This window comes from Kitasatospora sp. NPDC001664 (genome assembly GCF_053596675.1).
Genome location: NZ_JBSFGS010000004.1, coordinates 213547 through 235932, shown reverse-complemented (window position 1 = coordinate 235932; position 22386 = coordinate 213547). Strand labels below are relative to the sequence as shown.

Annotated in this window: 22 protein-coding genes; 12 read left to right on the top strand and 10 right to left on the bottom strand. The window is 71.9% G+C overall.

Features of this window, described 5'->3' with window-relative positions; translation table 11 throughout:
- Positions 1 to 1026 precede the first annotated feature (1026 nt).
- Both recO and ACWCYY_RS08125 read left to right on the top strand, forming a co-directional pair.
- Complete coding sequence (recO, locus tag ACWCYY_RS08130; RefSeq protein WP_345287660.1) at positions 1027 to 1773, top strand: DNA repair protein RecO; 747 nt, start codon at positions 1027 to 1029, stop codon at positions 1771 to 1773.
- 2 nt (positions 1774 to 1775) lie between these two features.
- Positions 1776 to 2606: an isoprenyl transferase gene (locus tag ACWCYY_RS08125; protein ID WP_345287662.1), complete on the top strand. Its 831-nt coding sequence runs from the start codon at positions 1776 to 1778 to the stop codon at positions 2604 to 2606.
- A gap of 70 nt (positions 2607 to 2676) precedes the next feature.
- Here ACWCYY_RS08125 and ACWCYY_RS08120 read toward each other — a convergent pair whose 3' ends face one another.
- From ACWCYY_RS08120 to ACWCYY_RS08105, 4 genes are all read right to left on the bottom strand, one after another.
- Positions 2677 to 3090: a Fur family transcriptional regulator gene (locus ACWCYY_RS08120; RefSeq protein ID WP_345287663.1), complete on the bottom strand. Its 414-nt coding sequence runs from the start codon at positions 3088 to 3090 to the stop codon at positions 2677 to 2679.
- Between the two features lie 35 nt (positions 3091 to 3125).
- On the bottom strand, positions 3126 to 4091 hold the full coding sequence (locus tag ACWCYY_RS08115) for a metal ABC transporter permease (protein WP_345287665.1): 966 nt from the start codon (positions 4089 to 4091) through the stop codon (positions 3126 to 3128).
- A 61-nt stretch (positions 4092 to 4152) separates the two neighbouring features.
- Complete coding sequence (locus ACWCYY_RS08110) at positions 4153 to 4989, bottom strand: metal ABC transporter ATP-binding protein (protein ID WP_345287667.1); 837 nt, start codon at positions 4987 to 4989, stop codon at positions 4153 to 4155.
- Positions 4990 to 5006: 17 nt separating this feature from the next.
- A complete protein-coding gene (locus tag ACWCYY_RS08105) occupies positions 5007 to 5954 on the bottom strand; it encodes a metal ABC transporter substrate-binding protein (RefSeq protein WP_345287669.1) in 948 nt (315 codons plus the stop codon).
- A gap of 211 nt (positions 5955 to 6165) precedes the next feature.
- Between ACWCYY_RS08105 and ACWCYY_RS08100 the strand changes: the two genes are divergently transcribed.
- Entirely contained in the window at positions 6166 to 7548 is a 1383-nt protein-coding gene (locus ACWCYY_RS08100; RefSeq protein WP_345287671.1) for a glycine--tRNA ligase, read from the top strand.
- A 61-nt stretch (positions 7549 to 7609) separates the two neighbouring features.
- Here ACWCYY_RS08100 and ACWCYY_RS08095 read toward each other — a convergent pair whose 3' ends face one another.
- Positions 7610 to 8512, bottom strand: a complete 903-nt coding sequence (locus ACWCYY_RS08095) for a hypothetical protein (protein WP_449795481.1) — start codon at positions 8510 to 8512, stop codon at positions 7610 to 7612.
- Positions 8513 to 8825: 313 nt separating this feature from the next.
- On the bottom strand, positions 8826 to 9833 hold the full coding sequence (gene gap, locus ACWCYY_RS08090) for a type I glyceraldehyde-3-phosphate dehydrogenase (protein WP_345287675.1): 1008 nt from the start codon (positions 9831 to 9833) through the stop codon (positions 8826 to 8828).
- 175 nt (positions 9834 to 10008) lie between these two features.
- Here gap and ACWCYY_RS08085 point away from each other — a divergent pair, with 175 nt between their 5' ends.
- Together ACWCYY_RS08085 and ACWCYY_RS08080 are read left to right on the top strand one after the other, a co-directional pair.
- Complete coding sequence (locus tag ACWCYY_RS08085; protein WP_345287677.1) at positions 10009 to 10548, top strand: CGNR zinc finger domain-containing protein; 540 nt, start codon at positions 10009 to 10011, stop codon at positions 10546 to 10548.
- Between the two features lie 25 nt (positions 10549 to 10573).
- Complete coding sequence (locus ACWCYY_RS08080; protein ID WP_449795480.1) at positions 10574 to 11218, top strand: phosphotransferase; 645 nt, start codon at positions 10574 to 10576, stop codon at positions 11216 to 11218.
- Here the strand turns inward: ACWCYY_RS08080 and ACWCYY_RS08075 are convergent.
- From ACWCYY_RS08075 to ACWCYY_RS08060, 4 genes are read right to left on the bottom strand one after another with little or no spacing between them, the layout of a single operon-like run.
- Positions 11215 to 11790, bottom strand: coding sequence for an NADAR family protein (locus ACWCYY_RS08075; RefSeq protein WP_449795479.1), 576 nt, complete (start codon positions 11788 to 11790; stop codon positions 11215 to 11217). The genes ACWCYY_RS08080 and ACWCYY_RS08075 overlap by 4 nt on opposite strands.
- A 52-nt stretch (positions 11791 to 11842) precedes the next feature.
- On the bottom strand, positions 11843 to 12241 hold the full coding sequence (locus ACWCYY_RS08070) for a type II toxin-antitoxin system VapC family toxin (RefSeq protein ID WP_345287682.1): 399 nt from the start codon (positions 12239 to 12241) through the stop codon (positions 11843 to 11845).
- Positions 12238 to 12534, bottom strand: coding sequence for a type II toxin-antitoxin system Phd/YefM family antitoxin (locus ACWCYY_RS08065; protein WP_449795478.1), 297 nt, complete (start codon positions 12532 to 12534; stop codon positions 12238 to 12240). Before ACWCYY_RS08065 ends, ACWCYY_RS08070 begins: the two co-directional genes overlap by 4 nt.
- A gap of 53 nt (positions 12535 to 12587) precedes the next feature.
- Entirely contained in the window at positions 12588 to 14024 is a 1437-nt protein-coding gene (locus ACWCYY_RS08060) for an MFS transporter (protein ID WP_449795477.1), read from the bottom strand.
- A gap of 96 nt (positions 14025 to 14120) precedes the next feature.
- On the opposite strand from ACWCYY_RS08060, the gene ACWCYY_RS08055 reads away from it, so the two are divergent.
- From ACWCYY_RS08055 to ACWCYY_RS08025, 7 genes are all read left to right on the top strand, one after another.
- The gene (locus ACWCYY_RS08055) at positions 14121 to 14951 is read left to right on the top strand and encodes a helix-turn-helix transcriptional regulator (RefSeq protein WP_449795476.1); all 831 of its coding nucleotides are present in this window, start codon (positions 14121 to 14123) and stop codon (positions 14949 to 14951) included.
- Positions 14952 to 15041: 90 nt separating this feature from the next.
- Entirely contained in the window at positions 15042 to 16196 is a 1155-nt protein-coding gene (dusB, locus tag ACWCYY_RS08050; protein ID WP_345287688.1) for a tRNA dihydrouridine synthase DusB, read from the top strand.
- 564 nt (positions 16197 to 16760) lie between these two features.
- Positions 16761 to 19469 carry a pyruvate, phosphate dikinase gene (ppdK, locus tag ACWCYY_RS08045; protein WP_449795475.1) on the top strand — a complete coding sequence of 903 codons (2709 nt, stop codon included), beginning with the start codon at positions 16761 to 16763 and terminating at the stop codon, positions 19467 to 19469.
- Positions 19470 to 19662: 193 nt separating this feature from the next.
- Positions 19663 to 20154, top strand: coding sequence for a ribonuclease domain-containing protein (locus ACWCYY_RS08040; RefSeq protein ID WP_449795474.1), 492 nt, complete (start codon positions 19663 to 19665; stop codon positions 20152 to 20154).
- A gap of 71 nt (positions 20155 to 20225) precedes the next feature.
- On the top strand, positions 20226 to 20690 hold the full coding sequence (locus tag ACWCYY_RS08035; protein ID WP_345287694.1) for a hypothetical protein: 465 nt from the start codon (positions 20226 to 20228) through the stop codon (positions 20688 to 20690).
- Positions 20687 to 20992, top strand: a complete 306-nt coding sequence (locus ACWCYY_RS08030; RefSeq protein ID WP_345287696.1) for a transcriptional regulator — start codon at positions 20687 to 20689, stop codon at positions 20990 to 20992. Before ACWCYY_RS08035 ends, ACWCYY_RS08030 begins: the two co-directional genes overlap by 4 nt.
- Before the next feature lie 41 nt (positions 20993 to 21033).
- Positions 21034 to 22344, top strand: a complete 1311-nt coding sequence (locus ACWCYY_RS08025) for a phospholipase D-like domain-containing protein (protein ID WP_345287698.1) — start codon at positions 21034 to 21036, stop codon at positions 22342 to 22344.
- Positions 22345 to 22386: the final 42 nt, after the last annotated feature.

The window sequence follows — 22386 nt, the reverse complement described above, 5'->3', positions numbered from 1 at the left end:
GCGGCTGCGCGGCCCCGCCTGCGGCGGGCTCGCCGAGGCGAGCAGGCGTCACGGACTCGGGGCCTCGCCTGCGGCGGGCGCGTCGGGGCGTACGCCGACGCAGCGCGTCAGCCGCCTGCGGCGAGCTGACGGCGCCTATGGGTCCGGGGCCTTGTCTGCGGAGGGCTCGTGGGGCGAGCGCTGTCACCGTTGGGATGCCTCGCCTGCGGCCGGCTCGGCCGGGGTGCGAGGCCGCGCCGTGCGGGAGCCGCCTGCGGCGAGCTGACGGGGCGTCGGGGGCATCGGCACGCGCGAGCCACGCTGCCCGAGTCCGTCGGGCGTCACCGCGCGCGGAATCCACCTAGGACGAGCTCGCCAGGGGAGAGGGTGTCACGGGCTCGGGGCCTCGCCTGCGGCGGGCTCGTCGAGGCGTACGCCGACGCGGCGCGTCAGCCGCCTGCGGCGAGCGGACGGGGCCTATGGGTCCGGCGCCTTGCCTGCGGCCGGTTCGTGGGGCTCGCGGTGTTACCACTGGGATGCCTCGCTTGCGGCCGGCTCGGCCGGGGTGCGGGAGCCGCCTGCGGCGAGCTGGCGGGGCCTATGGGGCCGGGGCCTTGTCTGCGGCCGGCTCGTGGGGCTCGCGGTGTTACCACTGGGATGCCTCGCCTGCGGCCGGCTCGACCGGGGTGCGAGGCCGCGCCGTGCGGGAGCCGCCTGTGGCGAGCTGACGGGGCGTCGGGGGCCATCGGCACGCGCGCGAGCCGTGACGCCCGGGACCGTCGGGCGTCACCGTGGGCGGACGTCTGCGACCCGCCCCGCGCGTGCCCGACCGGGACCACTGCAGCTCGCCGCAGGCGTTCCCCTCTCCCCGCGCCCGAGGCTCGCCGCAGGCGTTCCCCTCTCCCGCCTCCGAAGCCCGCCGCAGGCGTCTGCCTTTCGCGAGCCCGAGGCTCGCCGTAGGCGTTCCCCTCCCCCGCTTCCGAAGCCCGCCGTAGGCGTTCCCCTCCCCGGGCGGGGGTGTCGGTGGGGTGCGGGAGAATGGGCGGCATGAGTCTGTTCCGGGACGACGGCATCGTCCTCCGTACCCAGAAGCTGGGCGAGGCCGACCGGATCATCACGTTGTTGACGCGTCAGCACGGCAAGGTCCGGGCGGTGGCCCGGGGGATCCGCAAGACGAAGTCGAAGTTCGGGGCGCGGCTGGAGCCGTTCTCGCACGTGGACGTGCAGTTCTTCAGCCGCGGAGCGGACCTGATCGGCCGTGGGCTGCCGCTCTGCACGCAGGTGGAGACCATCGCCCCGTACGGCGGACGGATCGTCACCGACTACTCCCGCTACACCGCCGGCACCGCGATGCTGGAGACCGCCGAGCGCTTCGCGGAGAACGAGGGCCAGCCCGCCGTGCAGCAGTACCTGCTGCTGGTCGGCGGGCTGCGGACGCTCGCGGCCGGGGAGCACGAGCCCCATCTGGTGCTGGACGCGTTCCTGCTCCGCTCCCTCGCCGTCAACGGCTACGGCGCCAGCTTCACCGACTGCGCCAAGTGCGGACTCCCGGGCCCCAACCGGTTCTTCTCGCTCCAGGCGGGCGGTGTGCTCTGCGGTGACTGCCGCGTACCGGGAAGTGCCGTACCCTCCCCTGAGACACTGGTACTGCTCGGCGCACTGCTGTCAGGGGACTGGCAGACGGCGGACAACAGCGAGCCGAGGTACTGGCGGGAGGGCAGCGGTCTGGTCGCCGCCTACCTCCAGTGGCACCTGGAGCGGGGAATCCGCTCGATGAGATACGTGGAGAAGTGAGCATGGCAGCGCGACGGCTCTTCGGCAGCAAGCAGCGGGAGTACCTCCCGCCGACCCCGCACCCGAGCGGCGCCGTGCCGCCGAAGATCCCGGGCGAGCTGGTGCCGGGCCACGTCGCGATCGTGATGGACGGGAACGGCCGTTGGGCCAAGGAGCGCGGGCTGCCGCGGACCGAGGGCCACAAGGTCGGCGAGTCGGTGGTGCTGGACGTGCTCAAGGGCGCGATCGAGCTGGGCGTGAAGAACGTCTCGCTGTACGCCTTCTCCACCGAGAACTGGAAGCGGTCCCCCGACGAGGTGAAGTTCCTGATGAACTTCAACCGGGACGTGATCCGCCGCCGCCGGGACGAGATGAGCGAGATGGGCGTCCGGATCCGCTGGGCCGGCCGGATGCCGAAGCTGTGGAAGAGCGTGGTCCAGGAGCTCCAGGTCGCCGAGGAGATGACCAAGGAGAACGACGCGGTCACCCTCTACATGTGCGTCAACTACGGCGGCCGGGCCGAGGTGGCCGACGCGGCCGCCGCGATCGGCCGGGACGTCGCGGCCGGGAAGCTCGACCCGTCGAAGATCAACGAGAAGACCCTCGCCAAGTACATGTACCACCCGGACATGCCGGACGTGGACCTCTTCCTGCGCCCCAGCGGCGAGCAGCGCACCTCCAACTTCCTGCTCTGGCAGAGCGCCTACGCCGAGCTGGTGTTCCAGGACGTGCTCTGGCCGGACTTCGACCGCCGCGACCTGTGGCGCGCCTGCGAGCAGTACGCGATGCGCGACCGCCGCTTCGGCGGCGCGCTGCCCAACGAGGTGGCCGCCGAGGTCCCGACCCAGCGCTGAGACAGCACGACGAGAGGGCCCGTACGGAGGTGAATCCGTACGGGCCCTCTGCCGTGCGTCCGACGGTCCGTCAGGCGGTGGCCTTGGCGGCGCAGCTGGCGCAGGTGCCGAAGATCTCCAGGGTGTGCGCGATGTCGCTGTAGCCGTGCTCGGCCGCGATCGAGTTGGCCCAGCGCTCGACGGCGGGGCCCTCCACCTCGACGGTGGAGCCGCAGGAGCGGCAGACCAGGTGGTGGTGGTGTCCGCTGCTGCAGCGGCGGTAGACCGCCTCGCCGTCGGCGGTGCGCAGCACGTCCACCTCGCCGGCGTCGGCCAGTGACTGGAGGGTGCGGTAGACGGTGGTGAGCCCGACCGAGTCGCCGCGGTGCTTGAGGAGGTCGTGCAGCTCCTGGGCGCTGCGGAAGTCCTCGACCTCGTCCAGGGCCGCCCAGACGGCGGCTCGCTGCCGGGTCGATCGGGCACGCGACGGGCCTGCGGTGGTCACCGTGGGTCCTCCAGGGAGAGTGGGCGTCTGGCACCTCATTGTGCCAGTCCCCGACTGGTGACCGAATCCTCGGTGCGGGACTCCTCGGACTCCCGGGCCTCCTGGGGCCGGTGGGGGTCGGACGGCCCGGCCTGGCGGGGCAGCCCGACCTCGCAGACCTCGGGCCCGGCGTCCGGGGCGGCGCGGTGGCGGCGGCGGGCCAGCGGTGCGGCCAGTGCGCTGAAGACCGCGAAGACCACGATGGCCAGCAGCACGATGGCCGGGCCGGAGGGCAGGTCGGCCTCGTAGGAGCCGGCCACGCCGGCCACCGCGACGGCCACGCCGACGCCGATCGAGGCGGCCTGGGTCATCGCGAACGAGCGGGTCAGCTGCTGCGCGGCGACCACCGGGACGACCATCAGCGCGGAGACCAGCAGCAGGCCGACCACCCGCATCGCCACCGTGACGGTGACGGCGGCCATCACCGCGAGCAGCAGGTTGAGCGCCCGCACCGGCAGGCCGGTGACCCGGGCGAACTCCTCGTCCTGGCAGATCGCGAAGAGCTGGCGGCGCAGGCCGATGGTGACCGCGATCACCACGGCGGCCAGCACCGTGATGGTGAGCAGGTCGGTGGGGGAGACGGTGAGGATGGAGCCCCAGAGGTAGCTCTCCAGGCTGCCGTTCCCGGACTGCGAGCTCATGCTGACCAGCAGCTTGCCGCAGGCCATGCCGCCGTAGAAGAGCATCGCCAGCGCGATGTCGCCGCGCTGGTTGCCGCGCGAGCGGACCACCTCCATGACCACGGCGCCGAGCACGCAGACCAGCACCGCCATCCAGACCGGACTGGTCTGGAAGAAGAAGCCGAGGCCGACGCCGGTGAGCGCGACGTGGCCCATGCCGTCGCCCATCAGCGCCTGCCGCCGCTGCACCAGGTAGATGCCGACGGCGGGGGCGGTGATGCCGACCAGCACGGCGGCGATCAGCGCGCGCTGCATGAAGTCGTAGCTGAGCATCTCGGTCATCGCGGCAGTCCTGAGGTCGGGCGGGTGGTGCGCGGGTGGGCGGTGCGCGGGTGGTCGGCGCTCATGCGAGCAGTCCGGGGGTCGTCAGGTGCTCGTCCCCGTGCGGGTGGACGTGGTCGTGGCCCGGCAGGGCGTGCTGGCCGGTGCTGGGGATCGGGGGGCCGTCGTAGGAGACGCAGCCGTCGCGAAGGACGACCGTGCGGTCGATCAGCGGCTCCAGCGGGCCGAGTTCGTGCAGCACCAGCAGGACGGCGGCGCCGCGCTCGACCTCGGTGCGCAGGGTGTCGGCGAGCACCTGCTGGCTCTCCAGGTCCACCCCGGCCATCGGCTCGTCCATGATGAGGAGTTCGGGGGTGCCGACCAGGGCGCGGGCGATCAGCACCCGCTGGTGCTGGCCGCCGGAGAGCCCGGCCACGCCGTCCCCGGCCCGGTCCAGCATCCCGACGGCGGCCAGCGCGCGGTCGACGGCAGCCCGGTCCCTGCGGCGGAACGGCAGCAGCCCGTGCTTGGGCAGCCGCCCGGTGGAGACCACCTCGCGGACGGTGGCGGGCACGCCGCTGGCGGCGGTGGTGCGCTGCGGCACGTAGCCGATCCGGTGCCAGTCGCGGAACTTGGCGAAGGGGGTGCCGAACAGCTCCAGGCCGCCGCGCTCCAGCGGGACGGCGCCGATCACCGACTTGACGGTGGTGGACTTGCCGGAGCCGTTGGCCCCGAGCAGCGCGACCACCTCGCCGGGCCGGACCCTGAGGTCGACCCCGCGCAGGACGGGACGGCCGCCGAGGGAGGCGACGGCGTCGCAGAGGCAGACGACCGCGGGCGCGGCACCCCGCTGGGGGTGCCGCGCCTCGGCGGTGTCCGTCCCCTCGGCCGCCGGGGCCTCGGGAATGACTGAACTCATGGTGATGCGGTGTCCCGTCAGCTCTGGATGCCGAAGGCGGCCTGGAGGTTGTGCAGGTTCTGCTTCATGACGGAGAAGTAGTTCTCCTTGGAGGGGTCCTTGACGCCCTCCAGCGGGTCGAGGACGGCGGTCTTCAGGCCGAGGTCCTTGGCGACCGTCTCGGCCAGCTTGGGGCTGACCAGGGTCTCGAAGAAGATGGTGGAGACGCCGTGTTCCTTGGCCTCCTTCTGGATCTCGGCCAGCTTGGCCGGGGTCGGCTCGGACTCCGGGTCCACGCCGTTGATGGCCAGCTGGTCGATCCCGTAGGCGTCCGCGAGGTAGCCGAAGGCGGCGTGGCTGGTGACGAAGGACTTCCCCTTGGCGTCCTTCAGGCCGTCCTTGAACTCCTTGTCCAGGGCGGCGAGTTCGGCCACCACCCGGTCGGTGTTCGTCTGGTAGTCGGCCGCGTGCGCCGGGTCGGCCTTGGCCAGCTCGGCGCCGACGTTCTTGGCCACGGCGGCGTAGCGGTTCGGGTCCAGCCAGATGTGCGGGTCGCCGGCGGCGCCGGAGTGGTCGTGGCCGTCGTCCTCGGCGTGGCCCTCGGGGAGGTGGTGGTCGACCAGCGGGGAGGCGGCGGTGGCGTCGACCACGTGCTTGGAGTCGCTCTGCGCCACGGCCTTGTCCACGGTGGGCTGCAGGCCCTTGAGGTAGAGGACGGCGTCGGCGCCCTTGACCTTGGCGACCTGCTTGGCCGTCAGCTCCAGGTCGTGCGGCTCGACGCCGGCGGCGGTGAGGTCGGTCACCTTCACGTGCTGCCCGCCGATCTGCTCGGCGAGGAACTCCATGGGGTAGAACGACGCGACCACGTCGAGCTTCCCCTTGCCGTCCTCGGCGCTGCTGGCCCCGCCGCAGGCGGAGAGCAGGAGGGCGCCGGCAACGGCGGTGGCGGTCAGGGCTATCGAGGTGGGGAGGCGGCGCGACTTCATGACAACCATTCTCAACTTAACTGGAAATGATTGTCAACTCACTCAACTGTCCGACGGTCCGATGGTCCGTTCGACACACGGTGTGCGGGCGAATACCGATTTGAACCCCCCACGGGGCCGCCCGGTAACCTCTGCTGGTATTCGGGTACGTGCAACCAGCCGTGCCCTGACCGTGCCGTCACTCGCGTGACGTCGTACTGAAGAGAGCACTGTGGCCGCCGACAAGATCGACACGATCGTCAGCCTGAGCAAGCGCCGAGGCTTCGTCTACCCCTGCAGCGAGATCTACGGCGGCACCCGCGCCGCCTGGGACTACGGGCCGCTGGGCGTGGAGCTCAAGGAGAACATCAAGCGCCAGTGGTGGCGTTCGATGGTCACCGCTCGCGAGGACGTCGTCGGTCTCGACTCGTCGGTGATCCTGGCCCGCGAGGTCTGGGAGGCCTCGGGCCACGTCGCCACCTTCAACGACCCGCTGACCGAGTGCCTCTCCTGCCACAAGCGGTTCCGCGCGGACCACCTGGAGGAGGCGTACGAGGCCAAGCACGGCAAGCTCCCGGCCAACGGCCTGGCCGACGTCAACTGTCCGAACTGCGGCAACAAGGGCGGCTTCACCGCGCCCAAGGAGTTCTCGGGCATGCTGAAGACGCACCTCGGCGTCACCGAGGACGCGTCCGGCCTGGCCTACCTGCGCCCGGAGACCGCGCAGGGCATCTTCACCAACTTCAGCCAGGTGCAGACCACTTCGCGCAAGAAGCCGCCGTTCGGCATCGCCCAGGTCGGCAAGAGCTTCCGGAACGAGATCACCCCGGGCAACTTCATCTTCCGGACCCGCGAGTTCGAGCAGATGGAGATGGAGTTCTTCGTCAAGCCGGGCGAGGACGAGACCTGGCACGAGTACTGGCTGCAGCAGCGCTGGGACTGGTACGTCGGCCTCGGCCTGCGCACCGAGAACATGCGCTTCTTCGAGCACCCGAAGGAGAAGCTCTCCCACTACGCCAAGCGCACGGTGGACATCGAGTACCGCTTCAACTTCGGCGGCAACGAGTTCTCCGAGCTGGAGGGCGTGGCCAACCGCACGGACTACGACCTCACCGTGCACAGCGAGGCCTCCGGCAAGGACCTGCGCTACAACGACCAGGAAGCCAACGAGCGCTACTTCCCGTACGTCATCGAGCCGGCAGCCGGTCTGAACCGCGCCATGCTGGCCTTCCTGATCGACGCCTACTTCGAGGACGAGGCGCCGAACGCCAAGGGCGGCATGGAGAAGCGCGTCGGCATGCGGCTGGACCCGCGGCTGGCCCCGGTCAAGGTCGCGGTGCTCCCGCTCTCCCGCAACGCCGACCTCTCGCCGAAGGCCCGCGGCCTGGCCGCCGACCTGCGCACCGCGTGGAACGTCGAGTTCGACGACGCCGGCGCGATCGGCAAGCGCTACCGCCGTCAGGACGAGATCGGCACGCCGTTCTGCGTCACCGTCGACTTCGACACCCTCGAGGACAACGCGGTGACCATCCGCGAGCGTGACACCATGGCGCAGGAGCGCGTCTCGCTCGACCAGGTGAAGTCCTACCTGGGCGCCCGCCTGATCGGCTGCTGACGCACCGTCGACCGCATGCGGCCCCGCTGCCCCTTCGAGGGCGGCGGGGCCGTCCGCGTTCTCAGCGCAGCGGGAGCCCGAGGGCGCGCAGGGCGGCCACGGCGGAGCGCCGGCGGGGTTCGTCGAGGGCGGCGACGGCCGCGAGCAGGGCCCGGTAGCGCGGCGGGGAGGCGGTCAGTGCGGCGGCGTACTCGGCCAGGTCGGCGGGGGAGCGCAGCCGGGCCGCCTGGGCGGAGAGCTCGGCGGCCAGTGTCTCGTCCAACTCCAGCGCGGTCGCGGCGAGTTCGCCGGAGCGGCGGCCGGTCGCCTGGTGCAGCAGGCGGTGCGCGTCCTCGGCCCGTCCGGCCGCCCGCAGAGCGGTGGCCAGGGCGGCCAGCTCGGCGGGGGCCGCAGAGGCCCGCTCCCAGAGCAGGGTGAGTCCGTCGCCGGCCAGCCCGTGGCGCTCCAAGGCGGCGAGCAGCGGCGGGAGTTGGGAGCTGGGGTGGCCCCAGAGGGCGTGGAACAGTCCGGCCGCCTCCTCGGCCAGCCCGGCCCGGCGCAGCCCGGCCAGGGTGGCGGCGGCCTGCTCGGGGCTGCCGTGCACGGTGGCCCTGGCCAGGTAGCCGGCGGCGCCCGCCGGGCCCTGGGCGTGCAGCAGCACGGCCAGCCTGGCCACGTCCTCCGGTGCCAGCAGGACGGCAGCCTGGGCGGTCAGGGCGGCGGACTCGTGGGCGGCTCCGCCCTGGTGCAGGGCGGTGATCCGGCCCGCCAGCGAGACCAGCTCGGGGCCGGTGCGCTGCGGAGGGGCCAACGGCGGTGCGGCGGCCTCCGGTTGGGGCTCCGCCTGGACGGGGGCGCCCGCGAACCGGGCACCGCGGGGCGCGGCGGCGGCGGGGGCCGGGGCTGCCGGGGCCTCTTCCTCCTGGTAGACCCCGCCGAACCGTGCCCCGGTCGGCCGCCGCCGTGCCGCCTGCGCTCCGCTCACTGTTCGGTCCCCTCGGCTCGTCCGTGAACCGTCATCCTCCCTGGCGCAGGCGGCAGTTGTGTTACGGCGGTGAGTCCGCTCGTTTTCCGGTGCCTGACCGGCCGAGGGTGAACGGGTGGACGCCCCCGGCGGATCGGACGGTACTGCCGGGCTGAAGGCCGGACGAACGGTGCCGACGCCCGGCAGTACCTCGCGGCAGAGCTGCGGGATGGTCTGGCCGGGGGAACGCGCCGCCCCCGCCGGGCCGTGGGACGGACGGCTCGGCGGGGGCGGCGTGGGTGGTGCGGGGTGGCTCCTGGCGGGTGACGGAGGGTCAGGCGCCGAGCAGCAGGGCGGCGTCGACCACGCGGTGGGAGAAGCCCGTCTCGTTGTCGTACCAGCCGAAGATCTTCACCTGGCGGCCGTCCTCGCTGACGGTGGTCAGGCCGGCGTCGAAGACGACGGAGGCCGGGTCGCCCACGATGTCGCTGGAGACCAGCGGCGCCTCGCTGTAGCGGAGGATGCCGGCCAGCGAGCCCTCGGTGGCGGCCTTGGCGAAGGCGGCGTTGATCTCCTCGACCGTGGTCGGGCGCTCCACCCGGGCGGTCAGGTCGGTGATCGAGCCGACCGGGATCGGGACGCGCAGCGAGGTGCCGCCCAGCTTGCCCTGGAGCTCCGGCAGGACCAGGCCGATGGCCTTGGCCGCACCGGTGGAGGTCGGGACGATGTTGGTGGCGGCGGCGCGGGCGCGGCGGGCGTCCTTGTGCGGGCCGTCCTGGAGGTTCTGGTCCTGGGTGTAGGCGTGCACGGTGGTCATCAGGCCGTGCTCGATGCCCAGCGCCTCGTTCAGCACCTTGGCCAGCGGGGCCAGGCAGTTGGTGGTGCAGGAGGCGTTGGAGACGATGTGGTGGACCTCGGGGTCGTACTTGTCGTCGTTCACGCCGATCGCGAGGGTGAGGTCCTCGCCGTTGGCCGGGGCGGAGATGATCACCTTGCGGGCGCCGGCCTCGATGTGCGCGCGGGCCTTGGCGGCGTCGGTGAAGACACCGGTGGACTCGATCACCACGTCCACGCCCAGCTCGCCCCAGGGCAGCTTGCCCGGGTCCCGCTCGGCGAAGACCTTGATGGTCTGGCCGCCGACGACGATGGTGTCGCCCTCGGCGCGGACGTCCTCGGCCAGCTTGCCGAGGGAGCTGTCGTAGGTGAGCAGGTGGGCCAGGGTCTTCGCGTCGGTGAGGTCGTTGACGGCCACCACCTGAAGGTCGGCGCCACGCTCCAGCGCCGCCCGGACGAAGCCGCGGCCGATCCGACCGAAACCGTTGACCGCTACCTTGACTGCCATCTCGACTCCTCGTATTCCCGTGCTACGTACGTCAGTTGACGGAGCGCTGCCAGGCGTCGTCGGCTGGTAACCACTCTGTGGGGTTATTTCTGAGGGTGCTACGAGAGTAACCCACGGACCTCGCAATAACCAGTCATACCGGTTATGGCGGCCGGTTGCGCACTATGCTGGCGAAATGGAGTTCGTCTTTGTCAGTGGTGACCCGGCCCTCGACCTGGTCGGCACCGTGCAGCGCCGCCGCGGCCTGGCCCTCGACCAGCTGGTCACCCCCGCCGACCTGGGCGCCTGGGCCGTCGCGGCCGGGTTGGTCGACCAGCCGATGGCCGCCGACGCCGAGGACCTCGCCCACGCCGTCCGGCTCCGCGAGACGATCTTCCGGCTGGCGGGCGCTGCCGCCGCCTCCGCACCGTACGCCGCCGCCGACCGCCGGCTGCTCAACCGTCAGGCAGACGGACCGGGACTCCGTCAGGAACTCCGCCCCGACGGCACCCTCCACCGCACCGGCACCGCCGAGGCCCTGCTCGCCACCCTGGCCCGCTCCGCCCAGCGCCTGCTCGCCCTCCCGCTGGCCGCTCCGGTCAAGGAGTGCGCCGCCGAGACCTGCACCCGCCTCTACGTCGACCTCTCCCGCAAGGGGGCGCGGCGCTGGTGCGACATGACCCGCTGCGGCAACCGCGCCAAGGCCGCCTCCTTCCGGGAGAGACACCCGGCCTGAGGCTCCGTCGGGTAGCTTCTTCCGCATGATCACGGGGGAACTCATCGGCAGCGGGCGGACGGCGGACGTGTTCGCCCTGGACGAGGGGCGGGTGCTGCGGCGCTACCGCGACGGCGCGGACGCCGGCGGCGGGGCCGCCCTGATGACGTACCTGGCGGGGCACGGCTACCCCGTGCCCCGGGTGTGGCCGGGCCCGGACGCGACGGAGCTGGTGCTCCAGCGGCTGGACGGGCCGACCATGCTGCAGGCCCTCGGGGCGGGCACGGTCGGTCCGGAGGAGGCCGGCACGGTCCTCGCCGACCTGCTGCGGCGGCTGCACGCCGTCCCGTCCCGGACCGGCGCCGGCCGCGTCCTCCACCTCGACCTGCACCCCGACAACGTCTTCCTCACCCCCGACGGCCCGGTGGTGATCGACTGGGACACCGCGGCCGAGGGCCCGCCCGGCCTGGACACCGCGATGTCCGCCCTGATCCTGGCTCAGGCCGCCCTCACCATGCCCGCCGTCGCCCCGGTCGCCCGCGCCGTCCTGACCGCACTGGTCCGGGGGCTGGGCGGCACCGACGGCATGCTGCTGGACGCCGCGAAGGCCCGCCGGGCGGCCAACCCGACGCTCTCCGCGGCGGAGATCGCCGCCCTGGACGCGGCCGTCGCGCTGATCCTCGCCCCCTAGCCGGCCGCGAGGCGGGCGCGGGCCTCCATCAGGGCGAAGCCGAGGAGGTTGAGGCCGCGCCAGTCGGCGGGGCGGGTGGCGCGGTCGTCGTCGGCGGGGAGTCCGATGCCCCAGATCCGGTCGAGCGGGCTGGCCTCGACCAGGACGCGGCCGGAGGTGCCGAGGAGGTAGCCGCGCAGGGCCTCGTCCTGGCCGAACTTGGCGACGTTGCCCCGGACCACGAGCTCGAAGCACTCGGCGTCCCAGCGGTCGCCGTCGAAGCCGCGGACCATCCGGCCGAACTTCTTCGCCTCCGCCGCCGAGTTGGCCGCCAGCACCCGGGCGAGCATCTCCTCGTCCCCGAACAGCCGCGCCTTCCCCGCCATCATCCAGTGCTCCGCCGACCCGTACCGGACCCCGTCCACCTCGAACGCCCCCGGCCACCACTGGCTCAGCGCCCCGGCCCCGATCCGCCCGTCCCGCTCCGGCCGGTGCCCCCAGAAGAACAGGTACTTCGGCCGCGCACCGGCGGCCACCAACGCGGCCAGCTCCTCGCGGTCACGGGTGTCGATGGGCAGCTGAGGCGTCGTCATGCACCAGATCCTCGCACCGACCCGGCACGCCCGACCAGCGGTTTTGCCGGCATCAGCCCGGACTCACCACGGGAAGTCCGCGGTCGGCCGCAGCGGCGGCCAGGCGCTTGTCGTAGGTGACGAAGGCGGTGAGCGCGTGCTCCAGGTGCTCGGCGCTGGCCAGGTGGATCGCGTCCAGGCTTCGCAGGTGCTGCCCCGGGAGCAGGCGGGCCGCGCGGAGGACGGGGTCGGAGAGCCGGATCCGGAGCAGGCGGTCGAGCGCGTCCTCCGCCGCGTCGAAGAGGTACGGGGGAGCATCCACCCGCCGGAGCGCCCTCGGCACCTCGACCTGGGCCAGGGTGCTGGTGGCGTGGCCCTCGGCGCCCCGGGCGGACAGGAAGGTCCGCAGGGCGGGGGACTCGGCCTCCGGCACGATCAGTTTGAGCAGTGCGCACGAGTCGAGATAGATCACCTCTCCTTTTCCTCCTCCCGCATCGCGGCGAGTGCGGAGCCGGGGGAGGCCAGACCCTCCGGCGCCACCGGGGGTTCCCAGTGGGCCAGGCCGGTGGCGGTGGCCGCGTTCTCCGGATCGACGGTCCCGTCACGGACCAGGTCCTCCAGGACCCGCTGCTCCGGATCGGGTGGGGAGAGCACCGCGATCAGCCGTCCGTTCCGGGTGATCTCGATCCGCTCACCGGCCGCGACCCTGTCCATCAGTTCACTGGCGTGCTGCTGCAGCTGACGGATCGGAACTCTGGCTGTCATACGACTCACGGTAGGACGCTGCGTGCGTCGTTCGCGAGGCCCGTGCGGCACGATCACCCGATCGAGCGGGGGAGGCCCAGGCTGAGCAGCAGGATGGCGGCGGAGCCGGCGGTCTGGATCGCCAGGACGACGGCGAGGGCGGGGAGGGCGCCGAGGGTGGGGGCGAGGGAGAGGTAGAGGGTGCCGAGGGTGGCGACGCCGAGGGCGAGGCTGGACTGCTGGGCGGTGGCGAGGACGCCGCTGCCGGTGCCGGCCCGGGCGGCGGGGACCTTGGTGAGGACGACGCGGAAGAGGGGGGTGCCGATCAGGCCCTGGCCGATGCCGGCGAGGGCGACGCCGGGGAGCATGCGCAGGGGGGAGAGGCCGAGGGTGAGGGCGGTCAGGAGGAGGGTGCTCAGGCCCAGGGCCTGGAGGGCGGCGCCGGTGGTGATGACCCGGGAGCCGTACCGGCCGATCAGGCGGGGCGAGGCGAGCGAGGCGGTGAAGTAGCCGACCGCCATCGGGACCAGGGCCCAGCCCGCCGCCACCGGGTCGAGGTGGAGGGATTGCTGGAGCAGGACGGCGACCACGAACATGAAGCCGCCGAAGCCGGTGAAGTAGGGGAGCGCGATGCCGAGCCCGCGCCGCATCTCGGGGATCCGCAGCAGGGAGAGCGGGAGCAGCGGATCGCCGCCCCGCGCCTCCAGCCGGTGCTCGGTGAGCAGGAAGGCCAGCAGCAGGAAGGGGAAGGCCGCGAGGGCCAGCCAGGACCAGAGCGGCCAGCCGAGCGCGCGGCCCTCCATCAGCGGGACGAAGAGGGCGAGCAGCGAGAGGGAGAGGAGGACGGTGCCGGGCAGGTCGATCCGGGAGGCCCGCTCGGCGCGGTTCTCCGGGACGTGACGGAGCGCCAGGAAGGCGGTGGCCACGGCGAACGGGACGTTCAGCAGGAAGACCGAGCGCCAGCCGGTGCCCAGCACGTCGGCCGAGACCAGGAAGCCGCCGAGCACCTGGCCGATCACCACCGAGATCCCGCCGACCGCGCCGTAGACGGAGAGCGCCTTGGCCCGCCGGGCGCCGTCGGTGGCGGCGGTGATGGTGGCCAGCACCTGGGGGAGCAGCACGGCTGCCGCCGCGCCCTGGAGCACCCGGCCCGCCACCAGCGCCCAGGCCGACGGGGCGATGCCGCACAGCAGCGAGGCCAGCGCGAAGCCGAGCGAGCCGCCGACGAACAGCCGCCGCCGGCCGAGCGCGTCGCCGAGCCGCCCGCCGAGCACCAGCAGGACGGCGAAGGCGATGCCGTACCCGGCGGCGATGAGTTCCAGCACGGCCGGGCCGGCCGAGAGGTCGTGCTCGATGGTGGGGAGCGCGACGTTGACGATGAAGAAGTCGAGCATCGGGAGGAAGGCGCCGAGCAGGACGGTGGCCAGCCCGGCGGTGGAGAGGCCGGTGCGGCCGGTGGGCCGGGCGGCGGTGAGCTGCTGAGGGTGGGTCAGTTGCTGGGTCACGTCCATCAGGTTGCCGGGTGCCGCAACCTGGTACCAGATGCTCCTTATCCTGGTACCGGTACTACCTGGCAACAGGAGCGCCGAGCCGCCATCCTGGTACCCATGACCACGACCACCGCAACCGCCCGCACCGAGCTGGCCGCCTTCCTGCGCAGCCGCCGGGAGCGGATCGCCCCCGAGCAGGTCGGCCTCCCGGCCGTCGGCCGCCGCCGCACGCCGGGCCTGCGCCGGGAGGAGGTCGCCCAGCTCTCCGCGGTGGGGGTCACCTGGTACACGTGGTTGGAGCAGGGGCGGGACATCCAGGTCTCCGGGCAGGTGCTGGACGCGGTGGCCCGGGCGCTGATGCTGGACCGCAGCGAGCGGGCCCACCTGTTCGCGCTGGCCGGTGGTGAGGACCCGGTGGCGCAGCCGGTCTGCCACATGGTGACGCCGGCCGTGCAGTTGCTGCTGGACCGGGTGGACCCGTACCCGGCGGCCGTGGTGAACAGCCGCTACGACGTGCTGGCGTACAACCGCGCGTACACCTGGCTGGCGGGTGACCTGGAGGCGCTGCCCTTCGAGGAGCGGAACCTGATGTGGCTGGCCTTCACCGACAGCGTGTTCGGCTCGCGGCTGGTGGACCGCCGCACCGACGCCCGCTCGATGGTCGCCCGGTTCCGCGCGGCGATGGCCGACCACACCGCCGAGCCGGCCTGGAAGGCGCTGCTGCACCGGCTGCGCACGGCTTCGCCGGAGTTCGAGGAGCTCTGGCAGCGGCATGAGGTCTCTGCGCCGGGCAACGGGGAGAAGCGCTTCCTGCTCCCCGAGGACGGTCTGCTCTCCTTCACCTACACCAGCCTCTGGCTGGGCCCGCGCCCGAGCACCCGGATGGTCACCTACACCCCGCTGGACGAGGAGACGGCCGCGAAGCTGGGGCGGATGGCGGCGGGGTAGGGACGCGATCCCGTCCGTCCGGCCGGGGGCTGCGCCGAGTGGGGGACAATGGGAAGTCCCGTCCGCCGAGCCCCGAGGAAACGTCGCGCCATGACCACCACTCCCGCTCCCGAGTTCAAGCCCCTGGACATCGGGCCGATGCAGGTCTGGCCGCCCGTGGTGCTGGCGCCGATGGCGGGGATCACCAACGCCCCGTTCCGCACCCTGTGCCGGGAGCAGAGCGGCGGCAAGGGCCTGTACGTCAGCGAGATGATCACCACCCGGGCGCTGGTCGAGCGGAACGCCAAGACCATGCAGCTGATCCACTTCGACCCGAGCGAGAAGCCGCGCTCGATCCAGCTCTACGGGGTGGACCCGGAGACGGTGGGCCGGGCGGCCAAGATGATCTCGGCCGAGGGCCTGGCCGACCACATCGACCTCAACTTCGGCTGCCCGGTGCCCAAGGTGACCCGCAAGGGCGGCGGCTCGGCGCTGCCGTACAAGCGGAACCTGCTGCGCGAGATCCTCAAGCAGGCGGTGGCCAACGCGGGCGACCTGCCGGTCACCATGAAGATGCGCAAGGGCATCGACGACGACCACCTCACCTTCCTGGACGCCGGCCGGATCGGTGCGGAGGAGGGCGTCGCGGCGATCGCGCTGCACGGCCGCACGGCCGCGCAGCACTACGGCGGCACCGCCGACTGGTCGGCGATCGCCCGGCTGCGCGAGTCCGTCCCGGACGAGGTCCCGGTGCTGGGGAACGGCGACATCTGGTCGGCCGAGGACGCCGTGCGGATGATGCGCGAGACCGGCTGCGACGGCGTGGTGGTCGGCCGCGGCTGCCTGGGCCGGCCGTGGCTGTTCAAGGAGCTGGTCTCGATCTTCGAGGGCGAGGTGGACCGGGCCCGTCCGGCCTTCGCCGACGTGGCGAGGGCGATGGTCCGGCACGCGGAGCTGCTGGGCGAGTGGATGGGCGACGAGGCGCGCGGCGTGGTCGACTTCCGCAAGCACGTCGCCTGGTACACCAAGGGCTTCTCGGTCGGTTCGGAGCTGCGGGTGAAGCTCGCGATGTCGAGTTCACTGGCCGAACTCACCGAGACCCTCGCCCAGGTGGAGCAGAGCCAGCTCTGGCCGGAGAGTGCGGACGGGCCGCGCGGACGGACCAGCGGCAACAACCGCGTGGTGCTGCCCGAGGGCTGGTTGGACGATCCGTACGACTGCGCCCTGCCGTCTGCGGACGCCGAATCGGACACCTCGGGCGGCTGAGCACTACAGGGTGGCCAAATTGGCCACCCTGGTGCACAGGCCGACCCGGCCGAGCCCTCTTGGACATCCTGGCCAAGAGGGCTCCTTTGCGGCCGATTCCCGTGACGGTGCGCACGGAGTGGTGGACGCAAGGTGACGGAGTATCCGATCGGAGTACGCCCGTTGGCTGAGATGCGCTCGTGACGCTGGCCACATACGGTGGCCACTGACGGTCAGTCAGGCCGCCGGACCGGCTCCGAGGGGGTGGATCGCTTCCCGAAGGGCCCGGGCGCCGGAACCGCCCGACTGGCCACAGGAAATCAAACCGGGGCAACATCGTGGGCGATCCGCCGCTACGCTCCGTCCGGTTCAGGTGATCTTCGCGTTTCGTTGCCTTCAATACTTGAACGCAAGCTAGCGTCAGCCGGACGATTTCAGCAACAGAGGTGAACGCCCGACCGGGCATTCGATCTGTCGGGTCGTCAGGCTTCGGCAGGATCAGAGGGCCTATCGACGGCGCGAAACCGCCTTCGAAATGGGTATGTTCTCCGGCGTCAGGGCAACCGTGTGCGAGGAGACCGACCCGTGCCGTCGCAGCAGAAGTTCGTTTACTCCTTCACCGAAGGAAACCGGGACCTCAAGGACCTTCTCGGGGGCAAGGGTGCAAACCTCGCCGAGATGACCAACCTGGGCCTCCCCGTACCTCCCGGCTTCACCATCACCACCGAGGCCTGCAAGGTCTTCCTGGAGACCGGCAGCGAGCCCACCTCGCTGCACGAGGAGATCAGCGCCCACCTGGAGGCCCTCGAGGCCGAGATGGGCAAGAAGCTGGGCGCCGCCGACCACCCCCTCCTGGTCTCGGTCCGCTCCGGTGCCAAGTTCTCCATGCCCGGCATGATGGACACGGTCCTGAACATCGGCCTCTCCGACGTCTCCGTACTCGGCCTGGCCGCGCAGTCCGGCAACGAGCGCTTCGCCTGGGACTCCTACCGCCGCCTGGTCCAGATGTTCGGCAAGACCGTGCTGGGCGTCGAGGGCGAGCTGTTCGAGGAGGCCCTGGACGAGGTCAAGGAGGCCAAGGGCACCCAGAACGACCTGGACCTCACCGCCGAGGACCTCAAGGCCCTGGTCGAGACCTTCAAGGGCATCGTGCTCCGGGAGACCGGCCGCGCCTTCCCGCAGGACCCGCGCGAGCAGATGGACCTGGCGATCCACGCCGTCTTCCACTCCTGGAACGGCGACCGCGCCCGCCTGTACCGCCGGCAGGAGCGCATCCCGAACGACCTGGGCACCGCGGTCAACGTCTGCTCGATGGTCTTCGGCAACCTCGGCGAGGACTCCGGCACCGGCGTCGCCTTCACCCGCGACCCCTCCACCGGTGCGGTCGGCGTCTACGGCGACTACCTCTCCAACGCGCAGGGCGAGGACGTGGTGGCGGGCATCCGCAACACCCTCCCGCTCTCCGACCTGGAGGGGCTCGACAAGAAGTCGTACGACGAGCTCATGGCGATCATGCAGAAGCTCGAGAACCACTACCGCGACCTCTGCGACATCGAGTTCACCATCGAGCGCGGCAAGCTCTGGATGCTCCAGACCCGGGTCGGCAAGCGCACCGCCGCCGCCGCCTTCCGGATCGCCGTCCAGCTGGTCGACCAGGGCCTGATCGACCTGGACGAGGCGCTGCACCGGGTGAACGGCGCCCAGCTCTCCCAGCTGATGTTCCCGCGCTTCGCCCCCAACGCCGAGTCCAAGCAGGTCGCCTGGGGCATCGCCGCCTCGCCCGGCGCCGCGGTCGGCAAGGTGGTCTTCGACTCCTACACCGCCGTCAAGTGGTCCCGCTCCGGCGAGAAGGTCATCCTGGTCCGCCGGGAGACCAACCCGGACGACCTCGAGGGCATGATCGCGGCCGAGGGCATCCTCACCTCGCGCGGCGGCAAGACCTCGCACGCGGCCGTGGTGGCCCGCGGCATGGGCAAGACCTGCGTCTGCGGCGCCGAGGAGCTCGAGGTCGACACCAAGAGCCGCCGGATGGTCACCTCCGACGGTCTGGTGATCGAGGAGGGCGACCTGGTCTCGATCGACGGCGCCAACGGCCGGGTCTACCTCGGTGAGGTCCCGGTGCTCCCCTCCCCGGTGGTGGAGTACTTCGAGGGCACCCTGCACGCCGGCGCCGACGTCCAGGGCGGTCTGGTCCAGGCCGTGCACCGCCTGATGTCGCACGCCGACGTCCGCCGCCGGCTGGCCGTGCGCGCCAACGCCGACAACGCCGAGGACGCGAACCGCGCCCGCCGCTACGGCGCCCAGGGCATCGGCCTGTGCCGCACCGAGCACATGTTCCTCGGCGAGGAGCGCCGCAAGGAGGTCGAGCACCTGATCCTGGCGGACAACGACAAGGACCGCGAGCAGGCGCTCTCCACCCTGCTGCCGCTGCAGAAGGGCGACTTCCTGGAGCTCTTCCAGTCGATGGACGGGCTCCCGGTGACGGTCCGTCTGCTGGACCCGCCGCTGCACGAGTTCCTCCCGAACATCACCGAGCTCTCGGTGCGCGTCGCCCTCGCCGAGGCCCGCAAGGACCCGAACGAGAACGACCTGCGCCTGCTCCAGGCCGTGCACAAGCTGCACGAGCAGAACCCGATGCTGGGTCTGCGCGGCGTCCGCCTCGGCCTGGTCATCCCCGGCCTGTTCGGCATGCAGGTCCGGGCGATCGCCGAGGCCGCCGCCGAGCGCAAGCTGGCCGGCGGGGACCCGCGCCCCGAGGTGATGATCCCGCTGGTGGGCACCGTCCAGGAGCTGGAGCTGGTTCGCGACGAGTGCGAGCGGGTGCTCGCCGAGGTCTCCTCCTCCACCGGCGTGGCGCTGGACATCAAGCTGGGCACCATGATCGAGCTGCCCCGTGCCGCCCTGACGGCCGGTCAGATCGCCGAGGCCGCGGAGTTCTTCTCCTTCGGCACCAACGACCTGACCCAGACCGTCTGGGGCTTCTCCCGGGACGACGTGGAGGCCTCGTTCTTCACCGCGTACCTGGAGAAGGGCATCTTCGGCGTCAGCCCGTTCGAGACCATCGACCGCGACGGCGTCGGCTCGCTGGTCAAGAGCGCCGTCGAGGCCGGCCGGGCCACCCGCCCCGACCTCAAGCTCGGCGTCTGCGGCGAGCACGGCGGCGACCCGGAGTCGGTGCACTTCTTCCACGAGGTGGGCCTGGACTACGTGTCCTGCAGCCCCTTCCGGATCCCGGTGGCGCGCCTGGAGGCAGGCCGCGCCGCCCTCGAGACGGCGGGCAGCGATTCGCGCTGACACGAAGCAGCGCGGTCCCATCGCTGACCGCAACCCCTCCACTCCGACCAAGTTATGGAGGGGCGCACGGCGGAGCTCGGCGCAGGAGAGCCGCCGTGTGTAACAGCTGGGCCCGGTGCGGACAATGGCGTCCGTACCGGGCCCAGCGGCGTTTTGCGGCGTGCCGGGTGGGGTGCCCCGGCAAGCTGGGGCCATGAAGCACCGTCACCACCTGCTGGCCGTCGCCCTGCTGCTCGCCCTCACCGCCTGCGGCGGCGGTAGCAAGCCGGAGGCCGCGAGCAGTCCGTCCGCCGCGAGCGGGTCCGCGCGCCCGAGCAGCCCCGCCCCCCGCCCGAGTCCTCCGCCGACCGCGAGCGCCCCGGCCGCCGCGAGTCCGACCGGTTGGGTGCCGACCAGCGCCGCGTACCCGGACGTCTGCCGCTCCGCGCTGCCGCAGCAGGCCCGCGACACCCTCGGGCTGATCGCCAGGGGCGGGCCGTACCCGTACCGGAGCGACGGCATCGTGTTCGAGAACCGGGAGGGGCGGCTGCCCAGGGAGAAGGGCGACTACTACCACGAGTACACCGTGGTCACCCCGGGTGCGCCGACCCGTGGGGCCCGACGGATCGTCACCGGTTCGGCGGGGCAGCAGTACTGGACGCCGGACCACTACGACACCTTCTCCGAGATCGACTCCCGCTGCTGAGCGAAAGTACTTTCCAATCAGGAAAGTAGATGCCACCATGGAAGCAGTTGCCGATCCGTAGGGGGAACACCATGGACAACTCGCTCACGCCCGCCGAAGCGCTCGAACTCGCCGGCCGCGCCACCGCCGCGGCCGCCCGGCCGGTGCCGCCGCCCGACTGGTACGGGCCGGCGATCGGCTCGGTCTTCCTGGTGCAGGGGCTGGTGGTCGGCGCCGCGATGCAGTTCGACCTGGAGTGGCTGATGATCGTCGGCTGCGCCATGGTCGGCCCGGTGGTCGGCGGGATGGCCGGGGCCGTCACCCGTCTCCAGGGAGTGGTCAACCGGCCCTCGCCGGCCGCCGCGAAGGTGGCCGTGCTCACTGCGCTGACCATCGCCGCGGTCGAGCTCGGGCTCGGCGGGCTGGGGTGGTGGGCCGGGCTGCCGATGCTGCTGGTGGGTGCGGTCGCCGGTGCGGCCGCCGGTGCGGTGTTCTGGCGCACCATGCGCCGGGTCACCCGTCAGATGCGCGGTGCGGGTCCGGAGGACGCCCGGTGACCGGGCTCGACCCCCAGCTGAACAACCCGACCAGGCTGACCGTGCTGGCCTTCCTGAGCGGCTGCCAGGAGGCCGAGTTCGGCGCCGTCCGGGACTACGCACAGGTCTCCGACTCGGTGCTCAGCAAGACCGCCTCCGCACTGGAGGAGGCCGGCTACGTGCGGGTCAAGAAGGGCTACGTCGGCAAGCGCCCGCGCACCTGGCTGGCCGCCACCAAGGACGGACGGGCCGCACTGGCCGCCCACCTGACGGCCCTCCAGCAGTTGGCGGCCGCCGCCGAGGCCGCCGGAGCGGCAGGTTAAAGTCCCCCTTGCAAGATCGTTTGCATGAACGAGGGGGAAACATGCGACTGCGTCGCACCATGACCACTACCGCCGCCCTGGCCTTGGGCGTCTCGCTGCTCGGAGCACCGGGCACCCTGGCCGGCGCCGCCGTGCCGCCGGCCAACGACGAGGTGGGGATCACCGCCACCTTCAACACCCCGAACGGCTCCGCCGCCGCGCAGAACGCCATCCGGGACCACCTGGTCTCGCTGATCCAGCGCACCCCGGCCGGGGAGGAGATCAAGGGCAGCGTCTTCCTGTTCACCGACGACGTGGTGCGCAACGCGCTGCTGGACGCGAAGGCGCGCGGTGTGAAGGTCAAGCTGATCCTCGACGAGGAGTCCGACAACACCGCCGACGGCGGGGAGTTCGAGCACCTGCGGGACGGCATCAAGGACGCTGCGGGGAACGTGGTCAAGGCCGGTCTCGGCTCGGACGTCTTCACCGCCGACTCCTGGGTGATGACCTGCCCGAAGGGCCGGGGCTGCGTCGGGAGCCGTGACCTGGACGGCACCGGAGCCGGCCACGCCATCAACCACAACAAGTTCTTCCTGTTCTCCCGGGTCGGCCTCACGCCGAACGTGGTGTTCCAGAGCTCGGCCAACCTGACCACCACGCAGCGGGTCAACTACTACAACAACGCCGTCACCGTCCCGGACGTCGGACTCCACAGGAACTACGCCGAGTACTTCGAGGACCTGAAGTTCCACGGCGGCACCACCAGTGACGGGCTCGACCACTACTACCGGACCGCCGACAGCACCACCGGCCCGTACAAGACCTACTTCTTCCCGCGCAAGGAGCGGACGGGGCAGCCGGTCAACGACCCGGACACCGACACCGTCATCTCGCTGATCTCCAACCTGGACTGCTCCGACAACGCGGGCAGGATCCGGGTGGCGATGTTCGCCTTCACCCGGGACGCGGTCGCCGGGGCGCTGGTGAAGAAGCAGCAGGAGGGCTGCAAGGTCGAGGTGCTGGCCACCGACGAGGTGGACGCCAAGACGGGCAAGCGGACCCTGGACACCGACGTCCGCGAGGTGCTGAAGAACGGTCACCTGGACCGCTTCTCGGCGTGCGCGGGCACCGCGACCGACGCCAAGGGCGCGGTGCGGCCGATCGGCATCCACTCCAAGTACATGCTGATCGAGGGCCGCTACCTCGACGCCCCGAACCAGAAGATCGTCTTCACCGGCAGCCACAACTACACGATCCCGAACCTGCGGGCGAACGACGAGACCCTGCTCAAGGTCCGCAACGCGATGGTGCACGACGCCTTCGTCGCCAACTTCGAGGCGATGAAGGCCGACACCACCACGTGCCGGGTCTGACACTCGGTCAGTCCGTGCTTTGCCCCGGCCGTCCGGGGCGGG